Origin of the sequence: Chitinophaga sp. W3I9 (genome assembly GCF_050434025.1) — a bacterium.
GTDB lineage: Bacteria > Bacteroidota > Bacteroidia > Chitinophagales > Chitinophagaceae > Chitinophaga.
Map to the genome: position 1 here is coordinate 5717647 of NZ_JBNPWC010000001.1, position 24880 is coordinate 5742526.

At 46.8% G+C, this 24880-nt stretch carries 18 protein-coding genes and 1 tRNA gene; 10 read left to right on the top strand and 9 right to left on the bottom strand.

Annotated features, from left to right (window positions below):
• Positions 1-81: 81 nt before the first annotated feature.
• A complete protein-coding gene (locus QFZ51_RS23185) occupies positions 82-3321 on the top strand; it encodes a glycosyltransferase family 117 protein (RefSeq protein ID WP_429049421.1) in 3240 nt (1079 codons plus the stop codon).
• 67 nt (positions 3322-3388) lie between these two features.
• Here the strand turns inward: QFZ51_RS23185 and QFZ51_RS23190 are convergent, their stop codons facing one another.
• On the bottom strand, positions 3389-5830 hold the full coding sequence (locus tag QFZ51_RS23190) for an ABC transporter permease (RefSeq protein WP_429049424.1): 2442 nt from the start codon (positions 5828-5830) through the stop codon (positions 3389-3391).
• 200 nt (positions 5831-6030) lie between these two features.
• On the bottom strand, positions 6031-6876 hold the full coding sequence (locus QFZ51_RS23195) for a sugar phosphate isomerase/epimerase family protein (protein WP_429049426.1): 846 nt from the start codon (positions 6874-6876) through the stop codon (positions 6031-6033).
• A 372-nt stretch (positions 6877-7248) separates the two neighbouring features.
• On the opposite strand from QFZ51_RS23195, the gene QFZ51_RS23200 reads away from it, so the two are divergent.
• From QFZ51_RS23200 to QFZ51_RS23215, 4 genes are all read left to right on the top strand, one after another.
• Positions 7249-8343 (top strand): vWA domain-containing protein, encoded by a 1095-nt coding sequence (locus tag QFZ51_RS23200; protein ID WP_429049429.1) that lies wholly within the window; start codon positions 7249-7251, stop codon positions 8341-8343.
• 82 nt (positions 8344-8425) lie between these two features.
• Positions 8426-9931 (top strand): sigma 54-interacting transcriptional regulator, encoded by a 1506-nt coding sequence (locus QFZ51_RS23205; protein WP_370913282.1) that lies wholly within the window; start codon positions 8426-8428, stop codon positions 9929-9931.
• Positions 9932-10227: 296 nt separating this feature from the next.
• Positions 10228-11550 carry a Gfo/Idh/MocA family protein gene (locus QFZ51_RS23210; protein ID WP_429049432.1) on the top strand — a complete coding sequence of 441 codons (1323 nt, stop codon included), beginning with the start codon at positions 10228-10230 and terminating at the stop codon, positions 11548-11550.
• A gap of 50 nt (positions 11551-11600) precedes the next feature.
• Positions 11601-12338 carry a 3-keto-disaccharide hydrolase gene (locus tag QFZ51_RS23215; protein ID WP_429049435.1) on the top strand — a complete coding sequence of 246 codons (738 nt, stop codon included), beginning with the start codon at positions 11601-11603 and terminating at the stop codon, positions 12336-12338.
• Between the two features lie 55 nt (positions 12339-12393).
• On the opposite strand, the gene QFZ51_RS23220 is transcribed toward QFZ51_RS23215, so the two are convergent.
• Both QFZ51_RS23220 and QFZ51_RS23225 read right to left on the bottom strand, forming a co-directional pair.
• Positions 12394-12882 (bottom strand): GNAT family N-acetyltransferase, encoded by a 489-nt coding sequence (locus QFZ51_RS23220; RefSeq protein ID WP_370913279.1) that lies wholly within the window; start codon positions 12880-12882, stop codon positions 12394-12396.
• 446 nt (positions 12883-13328) lie between these two features.
• Positions 13329-13399, bottom strand: a tRNA-Cys gene (locus QFZ51_RS23225).
• Between the two features lie 197 nt (positions 13400-13596).
• Between QFZ51_RS23225 and QFZ51_RS23230 the strand changes: the two genes are divergently transcribed.
• Together QFZ51_RS23230 and dapF are read left to right on the top strand one after the other, a co-directional pair.
• A complete protein-coding gene (locus QFZ51_RS23230; RefSeq protein ID WP_429049436.1) occupies positions 13597-14475 on the top strand; it encodes a nucleoside phosphorylase in 879 nt (292 codons plus the stop codon).
• Positions 14476-14715: 240 nt separating this feature from the next.
• Positions 14716-15501 (top strand): diaminopimelate epimerase, encoded by a 786-nt coding sequence (gene dapF, locus QFZ51_RS23235; protein WP_429049438.1) that lies wholly within the window; start codon positions 14716-14718, stop codon positions 15499-15501.
• A 2-nt stretch (positions 15502-15503) separates the two neighbouring features.
• Here the strand turns inward: dapF and QFZ51_RS23240 are convergent, their stop codons facing one another.
• The 3 genes from QFZ51_RS23240 to QFZ51_RS23250 are packed head-to-tail and all read right to left on the bottom strand — an operon-like array spanning position 15504 to position 18639.
• Positions 15504-16337 carry a glycosyltransferase family 2 protein gene (locus tag QFZ51_RS23240; protein ID WP_429049441.1) on the bottom strand — a complete coding sequence of 278 codons (834 nt, stop codon included), beginning with the start codon at positions 16335-16337 and terminating at the stop codon, positions 15504-15506.
• A 3-nt stretch (positions 16338-16340) separates the two neighbouring features.
• A complete protein-coding gene (locus QFZ51_RS23245) occupies positions 16341-17291 on the bottom strand; it encodes a class I SAM-dependent methyltransferase (RefSeq protein ID WP_429049442.1) in 951 nt (316 codons plus the stop codon).
• Between the two features lie 49 nt (positions 17292-17340).
• Positions 17341-18639 carry a lipopolysaccharide biosynthesis protein gene (locus tag QFZ51_RS23250; RefSeq protein ID WP_429049444.1) on the bottom strand — a complete coding sequence of 433 codons (1299 nt, stop codon included), beginning with the start codon at positions 18637-18639 and terminating at the stop codon, positions 17341-17343.
• A 280-nt stretch (positions 18640-18919) separates the two neighbouring features.
• On the opposite strand from QFZ51_RS23250, the gene QFZ51_RS23255 reads away from it, so the two are divergent.
• On the top strand, positions 18920-19858 hold the full coding sequence (locus tag QFZ51_RS23255) for a magnesium transporter CorA family protein (RefSeq protein ID WP_079472853.1): 939 nt from the start codon (positions 18920-18922) through the stop codon (positions 19856-19858).
• A gap of 18 nt (positions 19859-19876) precedes the next feature.
• Positions 19877-20329 (top strand): NUDIX domain-containing protein, encoded by a 453-nt coding sequence (locus QFZ51_RS23260; RefSeq protein WP_370913274.1) that lies wholly within the window; start codon positions 19877-19879, stop codon positions 20327-20329.
• A gap of 43 nt (positions 20330-20372) precedes the next feature.
• On the opposite strand, the gene QFZ51_RS23265 is transcribed toward QFZ51_RS23260, so the two are convergent.
• Positions 20373-21179, bottom strand: coding sequence for a queuosine precursor transporter (locus QFZ51_RS23265; protein WP_429049447.1), 807 nt, complete (start codon positions 21177-21179; stop codon positions 20373-20375).
• A gap of 343 nt (positions 21180-21522) precedes the next feature.
• Here QFZ51_RS23265 and QFZ51_RS23270 point away from each other — a divergent pair, with 343 nt between their 5' ends.
• On the top strand, positions 21523-24066 hold the full coding sequence (locus tag QFZ51_RS23270) for a YfhO family protein (RefSeq protein ID WP_429049449.1): 2544 nt from the start codon (positions 21523-21525) through the stop codon (positions 24064-24066).
• A gap of 50 nt (positions 24067-24116) precedes the next feature.
• Here the strand turns inward: QFZ51_RS23270 and QFZ51_RS23275 are convergent, their stop codons facing one another.
• Positions 24117-24872 (bottom strand): glycosyltransferase family 2 protein, encoded by a 756-nt coding sequence (locus tag QFZ51_RS23275; RefSeq protein ID WP_429049451.1) that lies wholly within the window; start codon positions 24870-24872, stop codon positions 24117-24119.
• Positions 24873-24880: the final 8 nt, after the last annotated feature.

Sequence of the window (24880 nt, forward strand, 5' to 3'; positions counted from 1 at the left end):
ATTTACAAAAAGTTAAAACTGTTCGCCAGATTAGCATAATTTGCTGTTTTTTATATTTTTGTCGGACCTTAAAACAACCTTATGAATTTTAAAAGGACCAACAACATGGTCGGCTGGGTCATTTGCATCATCGCCTGCTTTGTTTACATTAAAACGATGGAAGCTACAGGCAGCTTGTGGGACTGCGGCGAGTTTATTTCAAGTGCTTACAAAGTACAGATTCCCCATCCGCCCGGAGCGCCATTGTTCGTGTTGCTTGGAAGATTGTTTAGTATGTTCCTGAAACCATCTCAGGCCGCCCTGGGCGTAAATACCATGACAGCCCTGGCCAGTGGTTTCACTATCCTGTTCCTGTTCTGGACCATCACCCACTTCGCACGCAGACTCATGGTGAAAGCCGGTGAAGAGATCTCACGTGAAAAAATGATCGCTATCATGGGCGCAGGCGCCGTAGGCGCTTTAGCATACACCTTCTCCGATTCATTCTGGTTTTCCGCCGTGGAAGGTGAAGTATATGGTATGTCCTCCTTCTTTACCGCCATCGTTTTCTGGGCCATCCTGAAATGGGAACATGAAGCCGATGAACCCTATGCCGACCGCTGGATCGTCCTTATCGGGTACCTCCTCGGCCTCTCTATCGGTGTCCATCTGCTCAACCTCCTCACCATCCCCGCTATGGTAATGGTGTACTACTTCAGACGCTTTAAAGTAACCGGCTGGGGAACCTTCTGGGCCTTCGTTATCGGTTGCGGCGTCACCGGCCTGGTACAGAAATACCTTATCCAGGATACCGTAAAGGCCTCCGGATATATGGACGTTTTCTTCGTAAATAGCCTCGGAATGGGATATTTCTCCGGATTTACCTTCTATTTCGTACTCATCATAGCCTTGCTGGTAATCGGTTACCAGAAGCCAAAGTTCGGTATCTACGCCCCCTTCATCGTAATCGCTACCATCATCCTGGTACCCGCGTTTAACGAGGCAGGCTCCGGTGCCATCTTCTTCAAATTCCTGCTGGCCGCTTTCTTTATAGCCATCCCATACCTGCTGAAAGCCGTAGGCGTGAAAATGGATATATCCAAAACAGCACACTTCAGCCGGCTCACGATTTCCTTCGTGCTGTTCATGCTCGTAGGATACTCTACTTATATTACCACCATGGTACGCTCTACTGCCAATCCTTCAGTAGATATGTACAACGTAGATAACCCCATCTCCCTGGTAGGTTACCTTGGTCGTGAACAATACGGCGACTTCCCGCTGGTATACGGCCAGGTGTTCACTGCCCGCCCAACAGGTTACAAAGAAGGCGGTAACATCTACGCACGCGGTGCAAAAAAATATGAAATCGCCGGCAAGAAAATGGAACCGGAATATGACCCGGCTGATATGATGCTCTTTCCACGTGTTTGGGACGCCAGCAACGATCAGGGCCACGCCGATTACTACCGCACCTGGCTGGGCCTCCAGCAAGGTGAAAGACCAGGATTTGGCGATAACCTCAAATTCTTCCTGCAATACCAGGTGAACTTCATGTATGCCCGCTACTTCCTTTGGAACTTTGCAGGTAAACAAAACGATACACAAGGCTACGGCAACGTACGTGACGGTAACTGGATCTCAGGCATTCCGTTCATCGATAACTTCTTATATGGCGACCAGTCCATGATACCGGACAGTCTGAAAAATAACAAGGCTCACAACACCCTGTTCTTCCTGCCATTCATTCTCGGTGTTATCGGTTTCTTCTATCAATATAATAATCACCGTAAAGATACCCTCATCGTATCTCTCCTGTTCTTCTTCACAGGATTCGCTATCGTCATCTACCTCAACCAGGCAGGTAACCAGCCGCGTGAACGTGACTACGCCTACGTAGGCTCCTTCTACGCATTTGCTATCTGGATCGGTTTAGGCGTACTGTCGGTATACAGCTTCCTGAAAAAGAGGATCAAAAGCGCCATCACCCCCGTATTGGCTACAGCTATCTGCCTGCTCGCCGTACCGGTATTAATGGCCTTCCAGGAATGGGACGACCACGACCGCTCCACTAAATACGTAGCCAGGGATGTGGCCAAAGATTACCTGGAGTCCTGTCAGAAAAATGCCATCCTGTTCACCGTCGGAGATAACGATACCTATCCCCTCTGGTACGCACAGGAAGTAGAAGGCATCCGCCCCGATATCAGGGTGATCAACCTCAGCCTCCTCGGGGTCGACTGGTACATCGATCAGATGCGCAGAGCCGTAAACCAAAGCCCTGCCATCCCAATGACCTGGTCTGCCGATAAATATAAAGGTGAAAACCGCAACTATATCCGCTTCTTCGATCCGGGAAATATTCCTGCCGACAAATACTTTAACCTGAAAGAAATCATGAACTTCATGGGAAGCGATGATGTAAACAGTAAAGTAACCACGCAGGACGGCGGCGCAGAAAACTTCCTGCCTACCCGTCAGCTGTTTATTCCGGTCGACAAACAGGCGATCCTCGCCAACGGCGTAGTAGCGGCGAAAGACAGTGCGAAGATCCTGCCCTCCATGCCTTTCAAAATCACCAAAAGCTACCTGCTGAAAAACGACCTCGCAGTATATGACATCATCGCTGCCAACGACTGGAAACGGCCTATCTATTTCACCAGCCCTACCGATCTTGGCCTGAATGAATATATGCAAACTGATGGTCTCACCTACCACCTGGTGCCTTTGCCTAAAGCTACATCTACCGATCCGCTGGGCATGGACATCAACGCGAACGTAGGTGTGATGTATGATAACCTGATGCACAAATTTGAATTCGGTGGCGCTCAAACACGCGGTACCTACTTCGATGAGCCCAACAGGAAAATGATCATGTACCTCCGTCAGGCATTTACCAAACTGTCTGTAGCCATGACGCAGGAAGGCGCCTCTAAAGACAGCGCCCTCAACGTGCTCCGCTACATGGACAAAAACATAATGGAAACCAACTTCCCTTATGCCATGACCACTCCGGGTAACATGCACAACTATACTTCTATTCAAACCATCTACGCCTACTATATGGCCGGTGATGCGAAAAGAGCAGAAGAACTGTCGAACCAGGTGATCAAAGACTGTGAGCAGCAACTGCGCTACTACAGCTCACTGCCGCCAAACAGAATGACCAACGACTTACAACGCGATGGCCAGAATGCACAACAGTTCATCACCTGGTTAAACCAGATGAAAGGCGAGTTTGGCCCTAATGGTACCAAAAGAAACAAAGACGGCGCCGGCGCCATACAAGTAAATACGGAAGATTCTACACCGGTACCAAAGCCGGCAGATTCAGCGAAGTAACCGTACTTCCGGATATAAAAAAGAGAGCCCGTACCAATGGTACGGGCTCTCTTTTTTATCAATATAATTACTCTGCTCTTAAACTCTTAACCGGGTTGGCCAAGGCAGCCCTGATGGCCTTATACCCTACCGCTATCCACGCAATTAAAACGGACAATACAATAGCCAATACAAAAATGCCCCAGCCCATGTCTATATGATAGTGGAAACCAAGTAACCACTTCTTCATAAAATAATATCCTACTGGAGCTGCCACCAGGAATGCAATACCTATTAACGTGGTAAACTCCCTGGAAAACAGGTACAGTATACTTTGTACAGAAGCCCCCAGTACTTTACGGATACCTACCTCTTTGGTTTTCTGTATTACCATAAAAGAAACCAGTCCATATAATCCAAGACAGGAAATAAAAATGGCCAGGAAGGCAAATACCTTGAACAACGCTGCAGTAATGGCTTCAGCCCTGTAGAAGTTCCCTATCTGGTCATCAAAAAAAGTACAATCATAAATGTAAGTAGGATATATGGCAGTGAATATCTGCTCTACCTGCTTTAACGTAGCAGGTACTTTTTCAGGATCCAGCCGGAGTGCCAGCGTGCCATAATCATTATTATCAGCCGAAATTACAGATGGTGAAATCTCATCTCTCAGTGAATTATTATTAAAATCGCGTAATACGCCCGCCACCGGGAATTTACGGGAGCCGTTATCAACCGCAACTATCTTCCCGATAATATCCTCTGCAGAACGCAATCCCAGTTTTCTGACCACCGTTTCATTTACCAGTACTTCCCTTGTGCTATCATCGGAAAATGGATAACGTCCTGCCACCAGGCCCAAACGGAAGGTATTGAAATAACCGGTATCGGCATTGATCCGCTTCACGCTGTAAGGCTGCCTCTTAGCTTCGTTATTATAATAGAAATCGGTGAACCGTCCGAAATGGGAAGATGGCTCTATAGAGCATAAACTGCCCGCTTCTACTCCAGGCAGCTGCAAAAGCCGCGATTTCAAATGGGAATATTTTAGTCTTAAAGTACTATCGCTGGGCAGGTCTAGCAACACCACCGCTTCTTTTTCAAAGCCCATGGGTTTTTCCCTGAAATACTTCATTTGCTTTACCACCACCAGTGTACCTATTACCAGCAACTGTGCTACCACAAACTGGAATACCACTAAAGCCCGGCGTAAGGAAATACCGCTTGCCGGACGGACGTTGATCCTGCTCTTAATAGCAGCTACCGGGTTGAATCCCGAGAGCACAATAGCAGGGTAAAAACCAGCCAGGAAAGTAACTATCACACCGGATAATATTAAAAAGAGTAATATCGACGGATGGCGCAGCGGATTCAACTCCAGCGTTTTTCCTACCAGGTTGCTCAGGTAAGGAATAGCCAGCCAGGCCATTATGCTGCCCAATATGATGGCTGAAGCGGTGATCAGAGCAGTTTCTCCCAGGAACTGTTTTAATAACTGGAGACGGTTACTGCCCAGTACCTTCCTTATACCAATTTCTTTAGCCCTGTTAACCGATTGCGCTGTAGCCAGGTTAATGAAGTTGATACAGGCCACCATTAACAGGAACAGACCGATGATAGCCAACGCCCATAGTTCTGTGGCCGACAGGGAGTCGTCTTTTACGGTAGCATAACGTTTGTCGAGATGCATTTCCTTCAGCGGCTGAAAAGTCAGGCTGCTAAAGCCTGTTGTCTGATCCGCATTCTCCCGGTAATTATTTTTCACAAACGCCGGCAGTTGCGCCTGCAGCCTGCTTATATCATCTTTCGGAGAAGTGAGCGCAAAACATTGTGTTCCGCCACTAAGCGAGCGCCAGTCTTCCCGGCTTTGGCGTTCATGGTCGTCTATCCTTAGCCAGGTAGCATGAGATGCTGCCATGCGTACCGGCAGATCCGTATTATACGGCAGGTCTTTAAAAACGCCGGTCACACGAAGCGGCACGCGGTAAGACCATAGTTGTATTATTTTGCCAATGGCGTTTTTATAGTTGCCAAAATAGGCTTCGGCCATACTTTGGGTAAGCGCCACGGTGTTGGGTTCCTTTAATTCCGCTGCACTTCCATAGAGCCAGGCAAAATCGAAGATGTCGAAAATAGCAGGTTCCACAAAAAAGAGGCCCCCGCTTTCCTTAAATTTTTTCTCTTCGCCGTCGTTTTCCCCCGGAACATATACCTGCGCGCCGCCGATATATTCAGCAACCGCTACTTTTTCAAGGGAAGGGAAATCCCGTCGCATGGCAGATGCAAGCGGTGCCGGCACCATACTATGGTGCCATTTTTCACCGGTGCTGCGGTTGGTGAAAGTGGTCACTACCCGGAAAATTCTTTCGCGCTTACTTTGATAAGTATCATAGCTCATCTCGTTGCGGATCACGAGGAAGATCAACAGGCTGGCGCCGATGCCCACGGCCAGTCCTGTGATGTTGAGCAGGGAGAACGATTTCTTTCTCCAGAGTGTTCTGAATGATAATTTGAAGTAGCTATTGATCATAACAGGAAGTATTGCCGCTTTGCCTGCAAAAACCGGGACAGGAATATATTTATTTAATTTTCAAAGAGATATAAAAAAAGAAGCCGTGCGAATGTTCAGTAAAGAACAGGGAATGTCCGATATCGAACATCCATAAAAAATCCGGAGATCCCGGCCAGGCCGTTATCTCCGGATCAATTGTCCGTAAAGACAATAATTTATTACAGGTTGCTAACGATCGTTCTCCAGAACGCAGCGCTGGCCTTCACTTCAGGAACATTGTTATCCCAGTTGTATTCGTATTCCGCAGAAAACAAACCTTTGAACTTCTGATTTTTCAATGTTTCCAGCACTTTCGGCATCTGGCAAACACCGTTACCCCAAACTACATCATGGGAATCAGCAGATTTGTTGTTCAGATCTTTGAAATGCAGGCTTACAATATGACCATCCAGCTTTTTGATACATTCTACCGGATCGAGGCCTGAGCGTACCCAGTGACCAATATCCGCACAGGCGCCCATTAATTTACTTCTGCCTTTGATCGCTTCCAGTACCGTTTCAGGGTTCCAGTAACGGCTCGGTTTCGGGTGATCATGTATCGCCAGCTTAATCTGGTATTGATCACACAGGGAAGAGATCAGGTCCAGGTCTTCCGGCTTGGGCTCAGAAGTAATGCTCTGGATACCCATCCTGTTGGCAAAATCAAACAGCATACGCCATTCGGCAGCCGATTCCGGCACTACCACGCCAAATGCCTGCAGCACCTTGTGCTTTTTCTTAAACAACGCCTTTACTTCTTCCTGTTTGGAAGGCGACATATGGTAATCAAATTTACCTTCTATACCACCGCCAATCACTTGTCCGGGAAATGCTTCCACGTACTGGATACCACAGCTGTCCATTTTATCCAGCGCCTCCGCCAGCGTAAAATGATTGAATGTCCACGCCTGCGCTCCCAGCTTCCATCCCAATGCATCTGCCCTGCTCTGGGCAACTGCCGATTTTGCAAATAATGCAACCGCCAGGCCGCCTGCCAGGATCAACGCATTTCTCAGTTTTTTCATATAGCTATTTTTTTGATGATTGAAAGTAGTTGGTTTCAATCTAAAATGCAAGTTTTAAGCGAAGAAAAATCCGCGAGGGGATCGCCTTCGGCGATTTTAGATTGTCTTACTGCCTGATTACGCTGATTATACTGATTAGGATGATTTGATTATGTTTTGATTATAATGGATTTTATAAAGAATGAAGGAATATATAAGCGGATATCAGCTTTTATCTCTCCTGATTATTATTAATCATAAAAAAAATCAAAACATAATCAAATCATCCTAATCAGTATAATCAGCGTAATCAGGCAGTAAGACAATTTAAAAATCGCCGAAGGCGATTCTCCGCGAAAAGTGGTAAATTTAATTCAGAAGATGAGCTAAGCTATGAGAGGAATACAATTTACCAGGTTCAACCCGGACGAGAACAAAAAACCACCTTTCCAGAAATTACTGGACCTTTTTACCCAACTCCTTACCTACACCAGCGGAGACGTGTCAGAAGCCCTGCAATGGCTCACTGAGCTGGACAACGAATATAATCTCACCAGCCAGGAATACGGTATCGGCGATTTTATCCAGGAGTTGAAAGATAAAGGATACATCCGCGAAAACGAGGAAAGCGGCGCCATAGAAATTACTTCCAAAGCAGAACAAACCATCCGTAAAAACGCATTGGAAGAAATCTTCGGTAAACTGAAAAAATCAGCTACCGGCAATCATAATGTCCGCAAATCAGGCATGGGCGACGAGCTCAATGCCGAAACACGCCCCTTCGAATTTGGCGATGGCGTGGATCAGCTGGATATTACCGCCTCCATCCGTAACGCACAGATCAATCACGGTATAGACAGTTTCTCCATCAGCCAGGACGACCTGGAAGTAAAAGAAACCGACTTCAAAACACAAACGTCTACCGCCCTGATGATCGATATCTCCCATTCCATGATCCTTTACGGGGAAGACAGGATCACGCCCGCAAAAAAAGTGGCCATGGCCCTGGCAGAACTGATCACCACCCGCTACCCGAAGGATACCCTCGACATCATTGTGTTTGGAAATGATGCCTGGCAGATAGAAATCAAAGACCTTCCCTATCTGCAGGTCGGCCCCTTCCATACCAATACCGTAGCAGGACTGGAACTGGCCATGGACCTGCTCCGCCGCAGGCGCAACCCGAACAAACAGATCTTTATGATCACAGATGGAAAACCCACCTGCCTGAAAATAGGATCACAGTATTATAAAAACAGCTTTGGCCTCGACAGGAAAATACTCAACCGTACCCTCAACCTGGCCGCCCAATGCAAAAAGCTGAAAATTCCCATCACCACCTTTATGGTAGCCACCGATCCGTGGCTCCAGAAGTTCGTAACAGAATTTACCGAAACCAACAACGGTAAAGCATTCTTTTCCGGCACCGATAAACTGGGACAGTTTCTTTTCCGCGACTTCGAAAGCGGCAAAAGAAAGTTTTATTAATAGTAAACAGCAGCATAGACAAAAAACGGATCCCCGCATCCGCCAACAGCTACTGCCAATTTGTAATGCGTAATTATTAAAGATGAACACAAACATAAAAACACTAGGCGAACTCAAAAAAAGCGGCTATAAACCAGTTTCCGTAAAAGAAGAAATCAGGCGTAACCTGATCAGAAAATTAAAAGAAAAGGAAAGCACTTTCCCCGGCATCATCGGCTATGAAGACACGGTGATCCCCGACACCGAAAGAGCCCTCCTGTCAAGACATAATATCCTCTTCCTCGGTTTGCGCGGCCAGGCCAAAACACGCATGGCCCGCCAGATGACCGATCTCCTGGATGAATATATTCCCGTAGTGGAAGGATCTGAAGTAAATGATGATCCCTTCCACCCGCTCTCCCGCTACGCAAAAGACCTGATCGCCGAAAAAGGCGACCAGACGCCCATCACGTGGCTTCACAGCAGCGCACGGTACGGCGAAAAGCTGGCTACACCAGACGTTTCCGTTGCCGACCTCGTAGGCGATATAGACCCTATCAAAGCCGCTAACCTGAAACTTAGCTACGCAGATGAAAGAGTGATCCACTTCGGGATCATCCCCCGGTCAAACCGCGGCATCTTCGTCATCAACGAACTACCCGACCTCCAGGCACGTATACAGGTATCCCTGTTTAATATCCTCCAGGAAGGCGATATACAGATCAGGGGCTTCAAAGTGAGAATGCCGCTCGATATCCTGTTTATCTTCACCGCTAACCCGGAAGACTATACGAACCGCGGTTCTATTGTAACGCCGCTGAAAGACAGGATCGAAAGCCAGATTATTACCCACTACCCGAAAACAATAGAAAATTCCCTGCTCATCACAGAACAGGAAGCCGATATCCACGAAGATCAGCAAGCCAAAGTACAAATCGCCGATATGGTAAAACGCCTTATCGAACAGGTGTCCTTTGAAGCCCGCTCCAGCGAATACGTTGATAAGAAAAGCGGTGTTTCCGCCCGCTTAACCATCGCCGCCTACGAAAACGCGGTGAGCGCCGGCGAACGCCGCGCCATCATCAACAAGGAAAAGGAAACACAGGTGCGCATCGCCGATCTGCAGGCCATCATCCCTGCTATCACCGGCAAAATAGAGTTGGTATACGAAGGCGAACAGGAAGGTCCGCTCCAGGTAGCCCATAACCTGCTCGACAAAGCCATCCGTACCCTCTTCGCCATCTACTTCCCCAACCCGGATTCCTTCAAGAAAAAGAAAGCCGGCGCACCTGCTGAAAATCCCTACCGCAGCGTTATCCAATGGTTCGATAAAGGCAATTCCGTTCAGCTCCTGCAGGATATCAGCGACAAACAATACGACGCTACCCTCAGCAAAGTAGACGGACTGAAAGAACTCATCAAAGCCCGCTTCCCGAAAGCCAACAGCAAAGAAGCCCTGCTGCTCATGGAATTCGTGCTGCACGGCCTGTCGTCCTACTCACTCATCAGCAAAAAAGTGGTGGAAAACGAAACCCGCTTCAGCGACCTGCTGGGCACCATGATGAACTTCAGCCTCGGCGGCGAAAGCGGCGAGCCGGAGGAGGAGTAATCGCCTTCGCGGATTTTGTCTTTCTCGCTGATTACGCTGATTTTACTGATTACCCGGATTTTTACTTTTGGATTTTATAAAGGATGAAGGGAGATAGGAGCGGATATTCGCTTTTATCTCCCTTCATTATTATTTTAAGAAAATCTAAAAAATCCAAAAGTAAAAATCCGGGTAATCAGTAAAATCAGCGAGAAAGACAAAATTCGCGTGGAAGGCGATAAACTCCACTTTTTTCCCTATTTTGTATTTTTAATTGTCATTTTAACAATTCCACATTCCACAAAACGTTTTATTACATGAATAACTCCCGTAGAAACTTTATCAAATCCGCCTCCACCCTGGTGGCAGGAGCAGGATTGGTGTCTGCACTGCCAGCCGGACTGCAGGCATTCCCATTGCGGACAGTAGCCGCCAGCGACCGGCTCAATATCGCCGCCATCGGTATTAACGGTATGGGATGGGCCGACCTCACCTCCATGCTGAAAAACCCTGCCGCACAATGCGTTGCCCTCTGCGACGTAGATAAAAACGTGCTGGATAAACGGGTTGCCGAGCTCGCACAGAAAGGCATCAAGGTAAAAGCCTACAGCGATTACCGCAAGCTCCTGGAAGACAAAAATATCGACGCCGTTGTTATCGGTACACCCGACCACTGGCACTGCCTGCAAATGACAGACGCCTGCGCCGCCCGCAAAGATGTATATGTAGAAAAACCCATGGGCAACTCCATCATAGAGTGCCGCTCTATGGTAGGCGCCCAACAGAAATATAACCGCGCCGTACAGGTGGGTCAATGGCAACGCAGCCAAAAACACTTTAAAGACGCGATCGAGTTTGTACACTCGGGCAAACTGGGCAAAGTACGCCTGGTAAAAGCATGGGCCTATATGGGCTGGATGAAGTCCATCCCTGTAAAACCAGACGGCACCCCGCCCGAAGGTGTGGATTATAAAGCCTGGCTGGGACCGGCCACTACCCGGCCTTTTAACCCCAACCGCTTCCATTTCAACTTCCGCTGGTATTGGGATTATGCGGGCGGCCTGATGACCGACTGGGGCGTGCATCTCCTCGACTATGCCCTGCTGGGTATGAAATCCGGCGCACCAAAATCCATCATGGCCGCAGGCGGTAAGTTCGCCTACCCCGATGATGCCGCCGAAACACCGGATACACTCACCACCGTTTATGAATTCGATGACTATAACATCCAGTGGGAACAAGCTATAGGCATCGATGGCGGCCCTTACGGACGCGATCACGGCATTGCCTTCATCGGCAACAACGGTACACTGGTGCTGGACCGCGGCGGATGGGAAGTAATCCCCGAAAAAGGAAAAATGGAAGCCATACCACGTCAAAAATCCGTTGATAACGGCCTCGACCTCCATACCACCAATTTCGTGGAAGTAGTGAAGTCCAGGAAACTCGACGACCTCCACGCCTCCGTACAGGTGGGCTCCCTCGTAGCTACCACCGCACAAATGGGTAATATCGCCTATCGCACAGGTAAAAAAGTATACTGGGATCAGCAAACAGGTAAATTTACCGACAGCGATGCCAATAAACTGTTAGCAGCCCAATACCATAACGGGTACCATCTGCCTAACGTTACCGCCTGAACGAAAACACATATTTAAATATCATCTACCTAACAAAAATAAAAAGACACATGCGTACGCTACTGCTATCTGCCTGTACCCTGCTCGCCGTTACCGCAACAGCGCAAAACAAAGAGCAGATAAAACCCGAAGCCACGGAAGTATGGGAGCCGGTACCAAAAGTAATTACACCCGGTACTGAAACCCTTACGGCGCCATCAGATGCGATCATACTGTTTAATGGCAAAAACCTCGACAGCTGGGAATCAGAAAAGGGAGGACCCGCAAAATGGGAGGTGAAAGATGATGCGATGACCGTTGTAAAGGGAGGTGGTGTTATTAAAACAAAGGAACAGTTTGAAGACTTCCAGCTGCATATCGAATGGCGCACCCCTGCTGAAGTAAAAGGCGAAAGCCAGGGCCGCGGCAATAGCGGTGTATTTATGCAGGAACAATACGAACTGCAGGTATTGGATAACTATAACAACCGCACCTATTCCAACGGGCAGGCCGGCAGCTTTTACAAACAAAAAATTCCGCTGGTAAATGCCTGTAAAAAACCAGGCGAATGGCAAACCTATGATGTAATCTGGACCGCTCCCCGCTTTAACGGCGACGGTTCCCTGAAATCTCCTGCAAGAGCCACTGTACTGCAAAATGGCGTACTGGTGCAGAATAATGTGGAGCTGGAAGGTAAAACAGAATATATCGGCAAACCAACCTATGTAAAACACGGTGCCAAATCCATCGCACTGCAGGATCATGGAAATCCGGTAAGCTTCAGGAATATCTGGATAAGACCCCTGTAAGCTATCATCCTTTTATATGTTATGCAGCGGAGGAAAATCCTCCGCTGCATTTTTTTTAAGTTAAACTGTCCTCTTCAATATTGAGCGATAAATACACTGCGTCGCTGATGGGATTATCATAATACGCTGCGATCGGCTGAAATCCGAGTGAGGTATACAAATCAATTGCAGGACGCATATGCGCTAATGTATCCAGCAGGATCCGCTTGTATCCAAGCTCCCGGCTCTCTGCAATGGCTGCACTGGCCAGGGCCTTCCCTACGCCGTGTCCTTTAAATGCATCCTTTACGAAAAGACGCTTCATTTCTGCGGTACTGTTGTCGAACGACCGCACGGCCACACATCCGGCCAGCTGTCCATCTACCAATGCAAGGAACAATGCGCCGGTTGGAGGCACATACACACCCGGCAGGTTCGCCAGCTCATCTTCAAATTGCTGAAAACTAAGATCTACATTTAGCCAATTGGCATATTCGCGGAAAAGCAGCTTCACCTGGTTAAGGTGCTTGGAATCTTCGGCGGTTACTTTAATAATCTCTGTCATAACCACTTCTTTTTAATGTATATAAAACGCAACAAGCCTTCTGCATGCAGAAGGCTTGTTGACCGGAAAATGATGGCAGCTCCATATTTTAATAGAAAATGCCGCCGATATCTTTATTATCAATTACACACGCTGTGTTTAGATAGCTATAGTAAATTATTGATAAATCTCTTGCCTTCTGATAACCTCACCTGCCTCTTGCGGGGTATGCAATATAATCTTTTGAATTGATATTTCAACACACTTGGCATTATTTCTTTTTCACCCCTGAAGCCAGCCAGCAGCGGGCATCTTCGCTTCAAACACACCTATACTTCCCAGATACCCCCGTATTCCATCAGCCCCTTTGGCACATAATATGCCGGTTGCCATTACAAAAATCTATTACAGTTTTACCGGAAATGAAAAAGCCGCGGTGTACGCGGCTTTAAGAAAGAGATATGTAGAGGTTCCGAGCGGATTCGAACCGCTGTACGAGGTTTTGCAGACCTCTGCCTAGCCACTCGGCCACGGAACCATCAGTTTCAAAATGTTCGCCGTAAGTCCCCCACTGGCGTACATCTCATTCATTTTGTGGGATTGCAAAAGTAGTGAATTTCTAACAACCACCAAATATTATTTAAAAAATATCTGAAAAAATATTTTGATAATATAGCAGAACAAAGGAATATTGACACTGGAAATGTTGATTTGCGAATAATAAAAATTAGTACAATGGATAACCGTATTGCAGAATCAGAACTGATCATCAACAACCGCGGAGCCGTATATCATCTTGATGTAAGACCGGATGAACTGGCCCATACCATCATCACCGTAGGTGACCCTGACCGTGTAGGCGCAGTAAGCAAACACTTTGATAAAATAGAAGGCAAATACCAGCACCGTGAATTTGTAACACATACCGGCTATATCGGCAACAAACGCCTCTCCGTAGTTTCTACCGGCATCGGCACCGATAATATCGATATCGTGCTCAATGAACTGGACGCACTCGTAAATATAGATTTTGAAACACGCCAGGTGAAACCAACCCTCACCTCCCTGCAAATCATCCGCCTCGGTACTTCCGGCGCGCTGCAGGAAAACATACCGGTGGATAGCTTCGTGGTATCGTCGCATGGCCTGGGCCTCGACAACCTCATGAACTATTATGTGTTTGAAAATACCAGCGCAGAAAAGCAGCTGCTGGAGTCGTTCCGCGGACAGGTATTCCTGCAGCCCGGCGGTGCCAACCCCTGCCTCTTCGAATCATCCGCAAAATTACAGGAACATTTCACAGATGGTTTTCATACAGGCATCACCGTTACCTGCCCCGGTTTCTATGCACCACAGGGCCGCGTACTCCGTGGCGCCCTGTCTAATCCAAACCTGATCGATAAACTCACCAGCTTCAGCTACGAGCATCACCACATCACTAACTTCGAAATGGAAACCTCTGCCATCTATGGCATGGGCCGCGTACTCGGACACGAATGCCTTTCCATAAGCGCCATCGTTGCCAACCGCATCCGCCAGGAATTCAGTAAAGACAGCGGCGCAGCAGTGGCTGCACTGGTCGAAAAAGGACTGGGCATTATTGCCACCATGTAGCAGTGCGGATTTTGTCTGAAGCACTGATTACGCTGATTTTGCTGATTTTGCTGATTTTTATTTTGGATTTTATTTAGATTTTTAGAAATGAGTAAGGGAAATAATGCAGATATATTCGCTGTTATCTCCCAAAAATCCTTATAAAATCCCGGAAAAATCCAAAATAAAAATCAGCAAAATCAGCGTAATCAGTGCTTCAGACAAAATCCGCGCATCGGTTAATTTTTTATCTTTGTACCCATGAACAAAATCCACTTCTATAAATATCAGGGAACCGGTAATGACTTTGTCATTATGGATAACCGGGACGGACAATACGACTGGCTGACAGACGAACAGGTGAATGAACTATGCGACCGCCGCTTCGGTATTGGCGCAGATGGCCTGATGCTGCTCAATAAAAGCGAGGACTACGACTTCGCCATGAAATATTACAACGCCGACGGCCGTGAAGGAACCATGTGCGGTAATGGCGGCAGATGCCTCGCGGCTTTCGCCCACAAAATGGGCGTAGGCGACGGTAACCTCTATTTCATCGCAGTGGATGGCGAACATCAGGCTACCATGGACGGTAACAACTGGGTAAACCTGAAAATGCAGGATGTAGATGATGTGGAACATGGCCCCCTCTACTACTACCTCAATACCGGCTCACCACATTTTGTAAAATTTGTGGAAGATGTACAGGCAGTAGATGTGTTTAACGAAGGCCGCAGCATCCGTTACAACGACCGATTCGCAGCAGAAGGCACTAACGTGAACTTCGTACAGAAATTTGAAAGCGGCATATTTGTACGCACCTACGAAAGAGGCGTGGAAGATGAAACCTACTCCTGCGGCACCGGCGTAACCGCCGCCGCACTTACTTTCGCCGGCACCGAAGCAAAAGAATACATAGTGCCGGTACAAACTTTAGGCGGACAACTGGAAGTACGCTTTACCAAAACCGGTGAACGCACTTTTGAAAATATCTGGCTCTGCGGGCCTGCTACACTAGTGTTTGAAGGGGAAATCCAGGTAAAGTAATATCACTTGTTCCGGGACAAAAGATTCTTTACAAATCCTCCCCACACCTTAAACAGGTTATAAGGAATTAAGGGAACAGGACACGATAACAAAATAAAAGAGGAAAAATAAACTGGATTACCGGTGGCTCTCTTCGAAAATATTTTCTTAAGATATTTTCGAAGAGATTTTTCTTTCAAGCTATGAATACCAGTGGTTTCTTCATTCATTAATATTTTCACTGTTTCATCACTGGCTAATCTAAGCCCTCTCCTTCTCGCCCGTATAGTAAATTCATAATCCGATCCGTAATGTGGAAGCAGCAATGGCCTGAAACCTCCTGTTCTCATAAAGCTACCAACCGTCATAAACAGACCTCTTGTAGAAAGACAATTGATCTCTTCCGCACAGGTTGCCTGATCAAAGGTCATCTTACGCCAATCTGCCAATACGCCAAGGTCAATCAACTTACCGGATTGCTTGCCATGGGCCTGCGATAACAACAGCGTATCCGGAACACGGGTGATGAATTCAACCCCTTTCTGCAAATAATCAGGTTCAAATTCAACATCATCATTTTCAATCAGCACCACATCATTTTTATTGGTTACATGCTTTTTGATCCAATTATATCCCTGCTGCAGGCTTCCTCCCCACCACCAATCGCCGGTCCCCGTAAGAATGGTGGCATCAGGCAAATAAGATCTCACCATTTCAGCTGTTCCATCAACAGATCCATCGTCTACCAGAATAAGATGATAATGCTGATATGTTTGTTTAAGCAGACAAAGAATAAAAGTCCGGGTAATCTCTTTCCTGTTATGAACAGGCAGGATAATATAAACGCTCGGATTCATTCACTACAAAGGTTTCTTTAAAAAATAGATAATATTATCGCCGGCATTAAACGCATCAAATAAGCGGGTGATCAGGTAATTGATCTTCAAACGATGGAAACCTGCTAATATCTTCATAATAATACGTTGTGAAGTAGTTCGCTCTGCAAAGCTCTGGGTCCAGAATACAGATTTTTCTCCCTGTTTGGGATACACAGCCATATGTAACCATTGGTAATGCAGCCATTCTGAATTGGTGATGGTAATCGACTTTTCCAGTACAAGCCCCGCCTCTGCAGCATATTTCTTCATTGATTTTCTGGAGAAAATATGGAGGTGGTAGGGAATATGCCAGTGCGCCCACTTTTTGCCAAATACCGGAATACCCCAGCCCTTGCCATTCGGCGTGGTAAGAATAGCTGTGCCGCCCGGTTTCAGTATCCTTTCGATGCCTTTAAGGGATACCAGCGGATCGATGACATGTTCTATCACCTGGTCCATGGTAACATAATCGAAATAGTTTGGCTGATAATCATCTGCTTCAAACAACCCCACCTTTACATTAAACCCGAATTTATCTCCTACCCTTTTAATGTTTTCGTCTGCCTCTACCCCATACACTTCACATCCACGGCTTTGGTGATAACCAAGGGTTTCTCCAAAACCGCAACCTATATCCAATATCCTCACGTTTTCCGGCACCCAGTTATAAGCGGTACTTCGTAACCCTTTAAACCAGGCCATGAATCCTGTTGCTTTTTTATAAGGCTGCCATTCTTCCAGCGACATATGTGTTCTGGGATAGTAGTTTGAATACAGGTCGCCAATCATAGCCGGCGTAAAGTCTGCCGCCAGTGAAAGATGATCACAGTTCCTGCATTGCCACATCGTATAACTTCCAGGATAACCATACCGGTTATCAAACATATCCTTATAAAATACATCCAGTGGGCTGCCGCAATATTTACAATTCATACAGGTCTCTTTTTGTAATCGCTTAATGCCGAAAAATAAACTTTTATCTTTACTTTTTCCTACCCAGCTTCTTAAAGAAAGTAGCTGCCGTGCTGTTGATATCATCAGAAACACGCCATGCCAGGGTGCCCAGTATAAAAATAACCGAGAAAAAGACGCTTCTTAAAATAATATCAATAACTGGCTGAGCCATATGTGGAAGCCAGGCAATTGCCCAATAAGCGGCTATTGCCACTACCAGCGCCTTCAACGTTTGAAAAGTAAACGGTTGCAGCCCAAACTTTTTCCATATAAACACACAACGAATCGTATTAAATACGAACATTGACAATAAGGCCGCATATCCTGATCCCAGCAAACCATAGTTGCGTATCAACAGGTAATTCAGCGGAATAGACAAAGTCACCAATACCATTGAGCTGATAAGGTCGAAACGCCATAATCTCGAAGTACTCAGCAACTGGCTGTTTACCCCGGTACCGAGGTCTATTATTTTTGACACCCCAAGATAAAAAAAGACATACTTACCCACAGTATATTCGGGTGGCAATAACCGGAAAAACGGGTCAATGCTCAGCCATATACCCAAAAAGATATACATAGCCGCTATCAGTTGTAATAAGGAAGATTTCCGGTAAATTTCCAGGATCTTATCCATCTCTTTTCCCACCCATGCCTCAGCCAGCACAGGAAGCGCTATGGCAGAAATACTGCGCTGCGGTACCTGTATCAAAGTGGCCATGTACATGGCAATGCTGAGGTATGCCACATTTTTGAGCCCGTTAGTACTGGAAATGATCAATGGGGCAATATTGTTCGCCAACAAAGTGAAGGAAGTAGCCAGCAACAGCGACATGGAATATGCACTCATTGGCCGGAATAATTTTTTCGTCACAAAACTCACCCGGAAGTTCAAATGCAGCAGGTGATTTCGCCGGAGGTATACCAGCAGTACCAGGAGAATCCCCCCCCATATCAGGTTAAATAACCAAAGGAATTGAACAAAACTGAGTATCTTAAATATATAAAGCACCACCAGCAGGTTGGTGGCTACACGCACTACCAGCTCCTTCAGAAAGTTAGGCATCACCGTTTCATGCCTGGACCAGCTGTAGTTTTCGATGATCGCAAAAAAAGAATAACAAAACATGAAAGGATAAAGGAGATAAAAGTACTCCAGGAACATCGGAGCATTCTTCGAATACTTCCGGAAAATCAGGTCCTGGAAAACCACAGTACCAAGTACAAACAACAGGTATCCAGCCAGCGTGGCCAAAAGTACCCAGCTCAACATGTCATTTTTCTTGTCGTCCAGCCTTGAACTATAATAAGGGTAGAACCGGTTCATTGTTGGGCCCATACTTAACGTGCAGAAAGGCACCATTATAACCCCAATATCCAGGAAAAGGCGTGTTAATGCGAATTGGTCGTCTGTAAAAAAATGCGGAAAAAGGAACAAGGTATTGATTCCCCCAATGGCAAACCCGACATAGATAACTACCGTAGATATAATACTTTGCTTTTTAATTATTCCCATTAAATATTGGCATAATATGAATATAAACTTCAGGTTACAATATTACATTAAAAGCCAACAGGATTCAACATTTTAACTACCTTTGCGCCCGATGATCCAGTATTTTACAAATATAGATTCCAAAACTGTAGAAATACACCAGCCGGAAAACGGCGCCTGGGTAAATATTACCCCGCCGCTTAAACAGGCCGAATTTGAACAGTTATCCGAGGAACTCGATATTCCCCTGGACTTCCTCACGGATTCCCTCGATATTGACGAAAAAGCCAGGTTTGAGCTGGAAGACAATGTAAAGCTCATTGTGCTGAAAACGCCAACCGAAAATAATTCCATCAATGAAAGTGAAGCCTATTACATTACCATCCCCATCGTAATTATCCTTACCCACCACCAGATCATTACGGTAAATTCTTTCGACAATACCGCTATCAAAAAGTTCCTGAATACTTTTCATAACCGCTCTCCCGAAAAAAGGAATATGATGGTCCTGAAAATATTTGAAAAAGTAGTCATCAATTTCCTCGATTACCTGAAGGAAATTAACCAGCGCAGGAACATGCTGGAAGCTAAACTATATGATTCCAACCGGAACGAGGAACTGCTGGGTATCATGCGTATCCAGAAAAGCCTGGTGTACTTTGTAACCGCGCTGCGCAGTAATGAGCTGCTGCTCATGAAACTGGAACGGACTAACTTCCTGGGACTGAACGAAGATGAAAAAGAATTCCTGCAGGATCTGATCGTAGATACCTCCCAGGCCCTGGAAATGGCCAACGTATATACGAATATCCTCAGCAGCACCATGGATGCCTTTGCCAGCATCATCTCCAATAACCTCAACGTGGTGATGAAGCGGCTCACCTCCATTACCATCATCCTTACATTCCCCATGCTGGTGGCCAGTATCTATGGCATGAACGTGGATATCCCCTACCAGCATACCCTTCATGCCTTCTATATACCGGTTATCTTGTCTATCGCTATTTCTGTAGTCATCAGCTGGTATTTTATGAAGAAGAAATGGTTTTAAGCCCTTTTAATTAAGCATATGCAAACAGGATTTAACGTAAGAGTATACGGCATCATGATCAACGATCAGAAGCAGGTGCTGGTGAGCGATGAATATATCCGTGGGGGTTATTATACCAAATTCCCCGGCGGCGGCCTGGAATTCGGGGAAGGCACCCTGGAGTGCATTGTACGTGAATGGCAGGAGGAACTGGGCCAGGATGTAAAAGTGGTAGAACATATTTATACCACCGATTTCTTCCAGATCTCGGCGTTCGACAACGTTACGCAGATCATCTCTATTTACTACCTCGTAACGCCACTGTCGCCGTTTACGGCATCCGTAAGCACCACCCCGTTCGACTTTACCATACCGGAAGGCGTGGAAGAAGTGGAACGCGCCCGCTGGATCAGCTGGGACGACTTTTCATCAGCAGCCGTTACCCTGCCCATCGATAAGGTGGTGGCCGACCTGGTAAAAGCAAAATATTAAAAAGAGAAAGGGGCTGTTTGATCAAACAGCCCCTTTCTCTTTATCAGTCGTTCGTAACAGGTTCTTCAAACGGTTGCTCCTTTCCCATCGCCGCCGCCTTCATCTGCTTAGCGGTATCATGCCCCAGGTAACGCTCTATCCGGTGTTCTATCAAATAGATCAGCGGCGTGAGCACCACCGCCACCACAAACTTATAGCTGTAGTTCACCAGGCATATAGCCAGTACCCGCTGCCAGCTCCAGTCGTTACCCAGCTTAAAGGCGATATACAGTACAATAAAACTGTCTACCAGCTGCGATACAATGGTGGAACCCGTAGCCCTCAGCCATACATGCTTTTCGCCGGTACGTTTTTTAATTTTATGGAACACGGTCACATCCACGATCTGGCTCACAAGGAAAGCCGTTAAGCTACCGAGTATGATCCACATGCCCTGCCCAAAAATACTGGTGAAGGCATTCTGCATGTCGGGAATACCCACATCCGCCCGGCTGCCCTTCCACCAGCCATCTGCAGGCACGCTCATGGCCACCCAAAACATAATAAACGCATAGGAGATCAACCCCACCGCGATATAGGAAATACGGCGCACCGCCTTCGGCCCAAAATATTCATTGACAATATCCGTCATCACAAACTCCAGTGGCCATAACAACACCCCTGCCGTTAAAGTATACGCCAATCCGCTTTCGCCAAAAAGGGTGAAAGTATGCACGGGCAATCCCAGTAATTGCTCCAGTGAAAACAGCTTACCGCCAATACATTCTGCAATCAGCGCATTGGCCACAAAGAAGCTGGTAAATATCACGAACAGTTTAGTGGGCTTATCGTTTAACAGATTTCTGAGCATTAGTAATTAACTATAAGTTGAAATATAAGGATAGCAATATTGAACAAATATAACCAGGGCGGCAATGTTTTCCATTGTATTTTTTTTAACAATAATAACACGCCCGTCAGCACACACAAAACAGCATTCAGCGGGAAGGCAATGCCTACACCCAGTACCAGTATGTGATTCACTACGTTATCAAAAGAATGATCATAAGCCGTGATGCGCAGGATTTCACTGGTTATGAAGCACAGATTGCATATAAATGCAAATTTTAAGAGGAACCGGATCCAGCGCATATTGAAATTTCGGATAAATTACAGTTATTTTTGTTTCTTTAAAACTAAATCCAAAATATCCGATGAAGCAAAACTGGCTAAAAGCCATTCTTCCACATGTTGCAGCAATAGGGATCTTCCTCCTGCTGGCATTTGTGTATTGCGCTCCTGTCCTTGAAGGCAAGGTGGTGAATCAGAGCGACATGAAGAATGTAAAAGGAATGGCGAAAGAGGCAAAGGACTATTATGAAGCAACCGGCGAACGTCCGTTATGGACCAACAGTATGTTCTCCGGTATGCCCTCCTATGTGATATTTACAGGTCCCGGCGCCAATAAAATAGCGTACATGAACAGAGTTGTGACGCTGAATACGCCGGATCCCGTTAATATGCTGTTCCTGGCCATGATATCCATGTACCTGCTCCTCTGTATATTGGACTTCAAATACTGGATCAGGGTAATGGGCGCCATTGCATTTGCTTTCTGCTCCTATAATGTGATCCTCATTGATGTAGGTCACGTTACCAAGATGTACGACATTGCCCTGATGCCCGCGGTACTCGCAGGCATTGTCCTCACCTACCGTGGCCGCCTGCTCACCGGCGCTGCGTTAACCGCCCTGGCCACAGCCATGCTGGTTTATAATAACCACCTGCAAATCATTTACTACACACTGATCATGGTGTTTTGCCTGGCCGTGTGTGCATTTATACATTTTTTCCGGGAGAAACAACTGCCCCAGTTCTTCAAAGCATCGGCCCTTCTGGCCGTGGCCGGCATATTGGCGGTGCTTACGTCTATGGACAGTCTCATGATCCTGCGTGAATACACCGACTACACCATGCGTGGCAGCAAATCGGAACTTACGCTGGATAAAGATGATGTAAACCAGAAGAAGTCTACCGGCCTGGATATCGATTACGCATACGACTGGAGCTATGGTAAAGCAGAATCAGGAACGCTCCTGATACCCGGATACGTGGGTAATTCCTCCGGCCAGAAGCTGAAAGTAAGCTCCAACTTTGGCCAGCAAATGATTAGCCTTGGCGCAGCAGAACCACAGGTAGAACAGTTCCTGAGCCAGCAGAAGTTACCGCTCTATTACGGCGCCCAGTCGAAAGGCACTTCCGGACCCGTATACGTAGGCGCTATCATCTGCTTCCTTTTCGTATTATCGTTACTGTTAGTGAAGAGCTGGCATAAATGGTGGCTGATTGCTATAACGGTTATCGGCTTCATACTGGCATGGGGTAAAAACATGGCGTTCATCAATGATCCGCTGTTTTACTACCTTCCGCTGTATAATAAATTCCGCGCACCTGCGCAGGCGCTGGTATTGCCGTCACTCACCTTTGTGGTGCTGGCCTGCTGGGGCTTGCAGGAAATTGCCAATGGCAAGCATACCACCAAAGAATTATTGAAAAAACTGAAAGAGTCGGCGCTGATCACCGGCGCATGTATCCTTGGCTTTATTCTCATCAGCTATTTCTTCGTAGGCTTCAAATCTGCCAGCGATGAAGGCATGCTGCAATATTTCGCCCAAATGATGGGTGGCGAGGAAAACGGTAAACTGCTCATCCGCGCGTTGGAGAAAGACCGCGCCAGCCTGTTGCTTACAGATGCGTTCCGCTCCGTGTTCTTCATCCTCGTGGCTGCAGGTGCTATCTGGGCTTTCCTGCTGAATAAAATGAAGTGGCAGGTATCAGCGATCATCATCACCGCAGCCGTTACCATCGACCTGTGGCAGGTAGATAAAAACTACCTCGGCAGCGACAGTTTCGTGGATGATATGAGCTATATGCAGGACCTGCAGCCATCCGCTGCCGACCTTCAGATCAAACAGGACCCGGACCCATACTACCGCGTATTCAATCTTACTACTTCTCCGTTTGATGATGCGTCTCCTTCTTACTTCCACAAAAACATCGGTGGCTACAGCCCCGCGAAATTGTGGGTTTACCAGGATCTCATCTCCCACCAGATCGCCAAAAACAATATGCATGTGCTGAACATGCTCAACACAAAATACTTTATCGTTCCGGATCAGAAAACAGGTCAGCCGGTAGCACAACGCAACCCCGACGCCTATGGCAACGCATGGTTTGTACGTGATATCGTATGGGCGCCCGATGCCAATACAGAAATGAAAACGCTGGACGCGCTGAACACCCGCGACTCCGCAGTGATCGATAAACGGTTTGAAAAGCAATTGGGCAGCTTCAGGCCAGGCGCCGACAGCACCGCTGCCATCAAACTCACCAAATACGGCCTGAATAAACTGGAATACACTTCCCGCAACAGCCAGGAAGGTTTCGGCGTGTTCTCTGAAATATACTATCCCGCCGGATGGAACGCATTTATCGATGGTAAACCCGCCGATATTATCCGCACCAACTACGCACTACGCGGACTGAAAATACCAGCGGGGGAGCACAAAATAGAAATGAAATTTGAACCTCAAACTTACTTCACCGGCCTCAGGATCGCCGGCATTTCTTCCTCGATCCTTTTACTGTTGGTGGTACTGCTGTTTGGTTTGGGAGTTTTTTCAGCAAACAAAGGAATCCAAAGGGCACGGCGTAAGCGACGTAAAAAAATAATGTACGGGTCACAACGACCGGGATAAAAAAGAGGCGCCTCTGTAATAGAGGCGCCTCTTTTTTATCCCGGTTTCCTTTAATATCTCTTCGAAAAAATATACCGCAATCCAATAAACAGGTGATGCGCAAAATTAGGCAGATGCCCGTAGTATTTACTCAATATCCTATACCGTTCCTTCCAGGCCCGCTGCTGGTGCTGCTTGGAGGTGCCCCCCACCCTGAACCTGGTCACTACCAGGTGCGTATTACATACTTTACGCGATGCCTTCAACGTGCGGATCATCCAGTCGATATCCGCGCAAACCCGGTATTGTAAATCGTATAACGGGCTCAAACTGCGACGGATCACATAGGCCTGGTGAGATACTACCATGCCGTGTTTCAGGCTCTTCCAGGTTAATTGCTCCGGTACGCGGTGTGGTGTTTGCTCAGATCTCAACCCGATGTCCTGCCCGTTCTCATCCATAAACATGGCTTCTCCATAGTACACATCTGCATCTTCACAGGCAGCGAACATTTTCTCCACCACATCAGGCGCCGCCAGTACATCATCTGCGTTAAGGAACAACAGGTACCCGCCTGTGGCAAGTTGCATGCCTTTATTCATCGCATCATACAAACCATTGTCTTTTTCAGAGATCACGGTGGCAATACGGGAGCGGTATTTTTCAATCACGCTCATCGTATTATCGCGTGAAGCACCGTCCACGATGATGTATTCAATATGCGGGTATGTTTGCGCCAGCACACTCTGAATGGTATTCTCAATAAATTTTCCGGCATTAAAACAAACCGTAATGATGCTTAATACCGGTGAAGAGGCTTTGTTCATGTATCTGA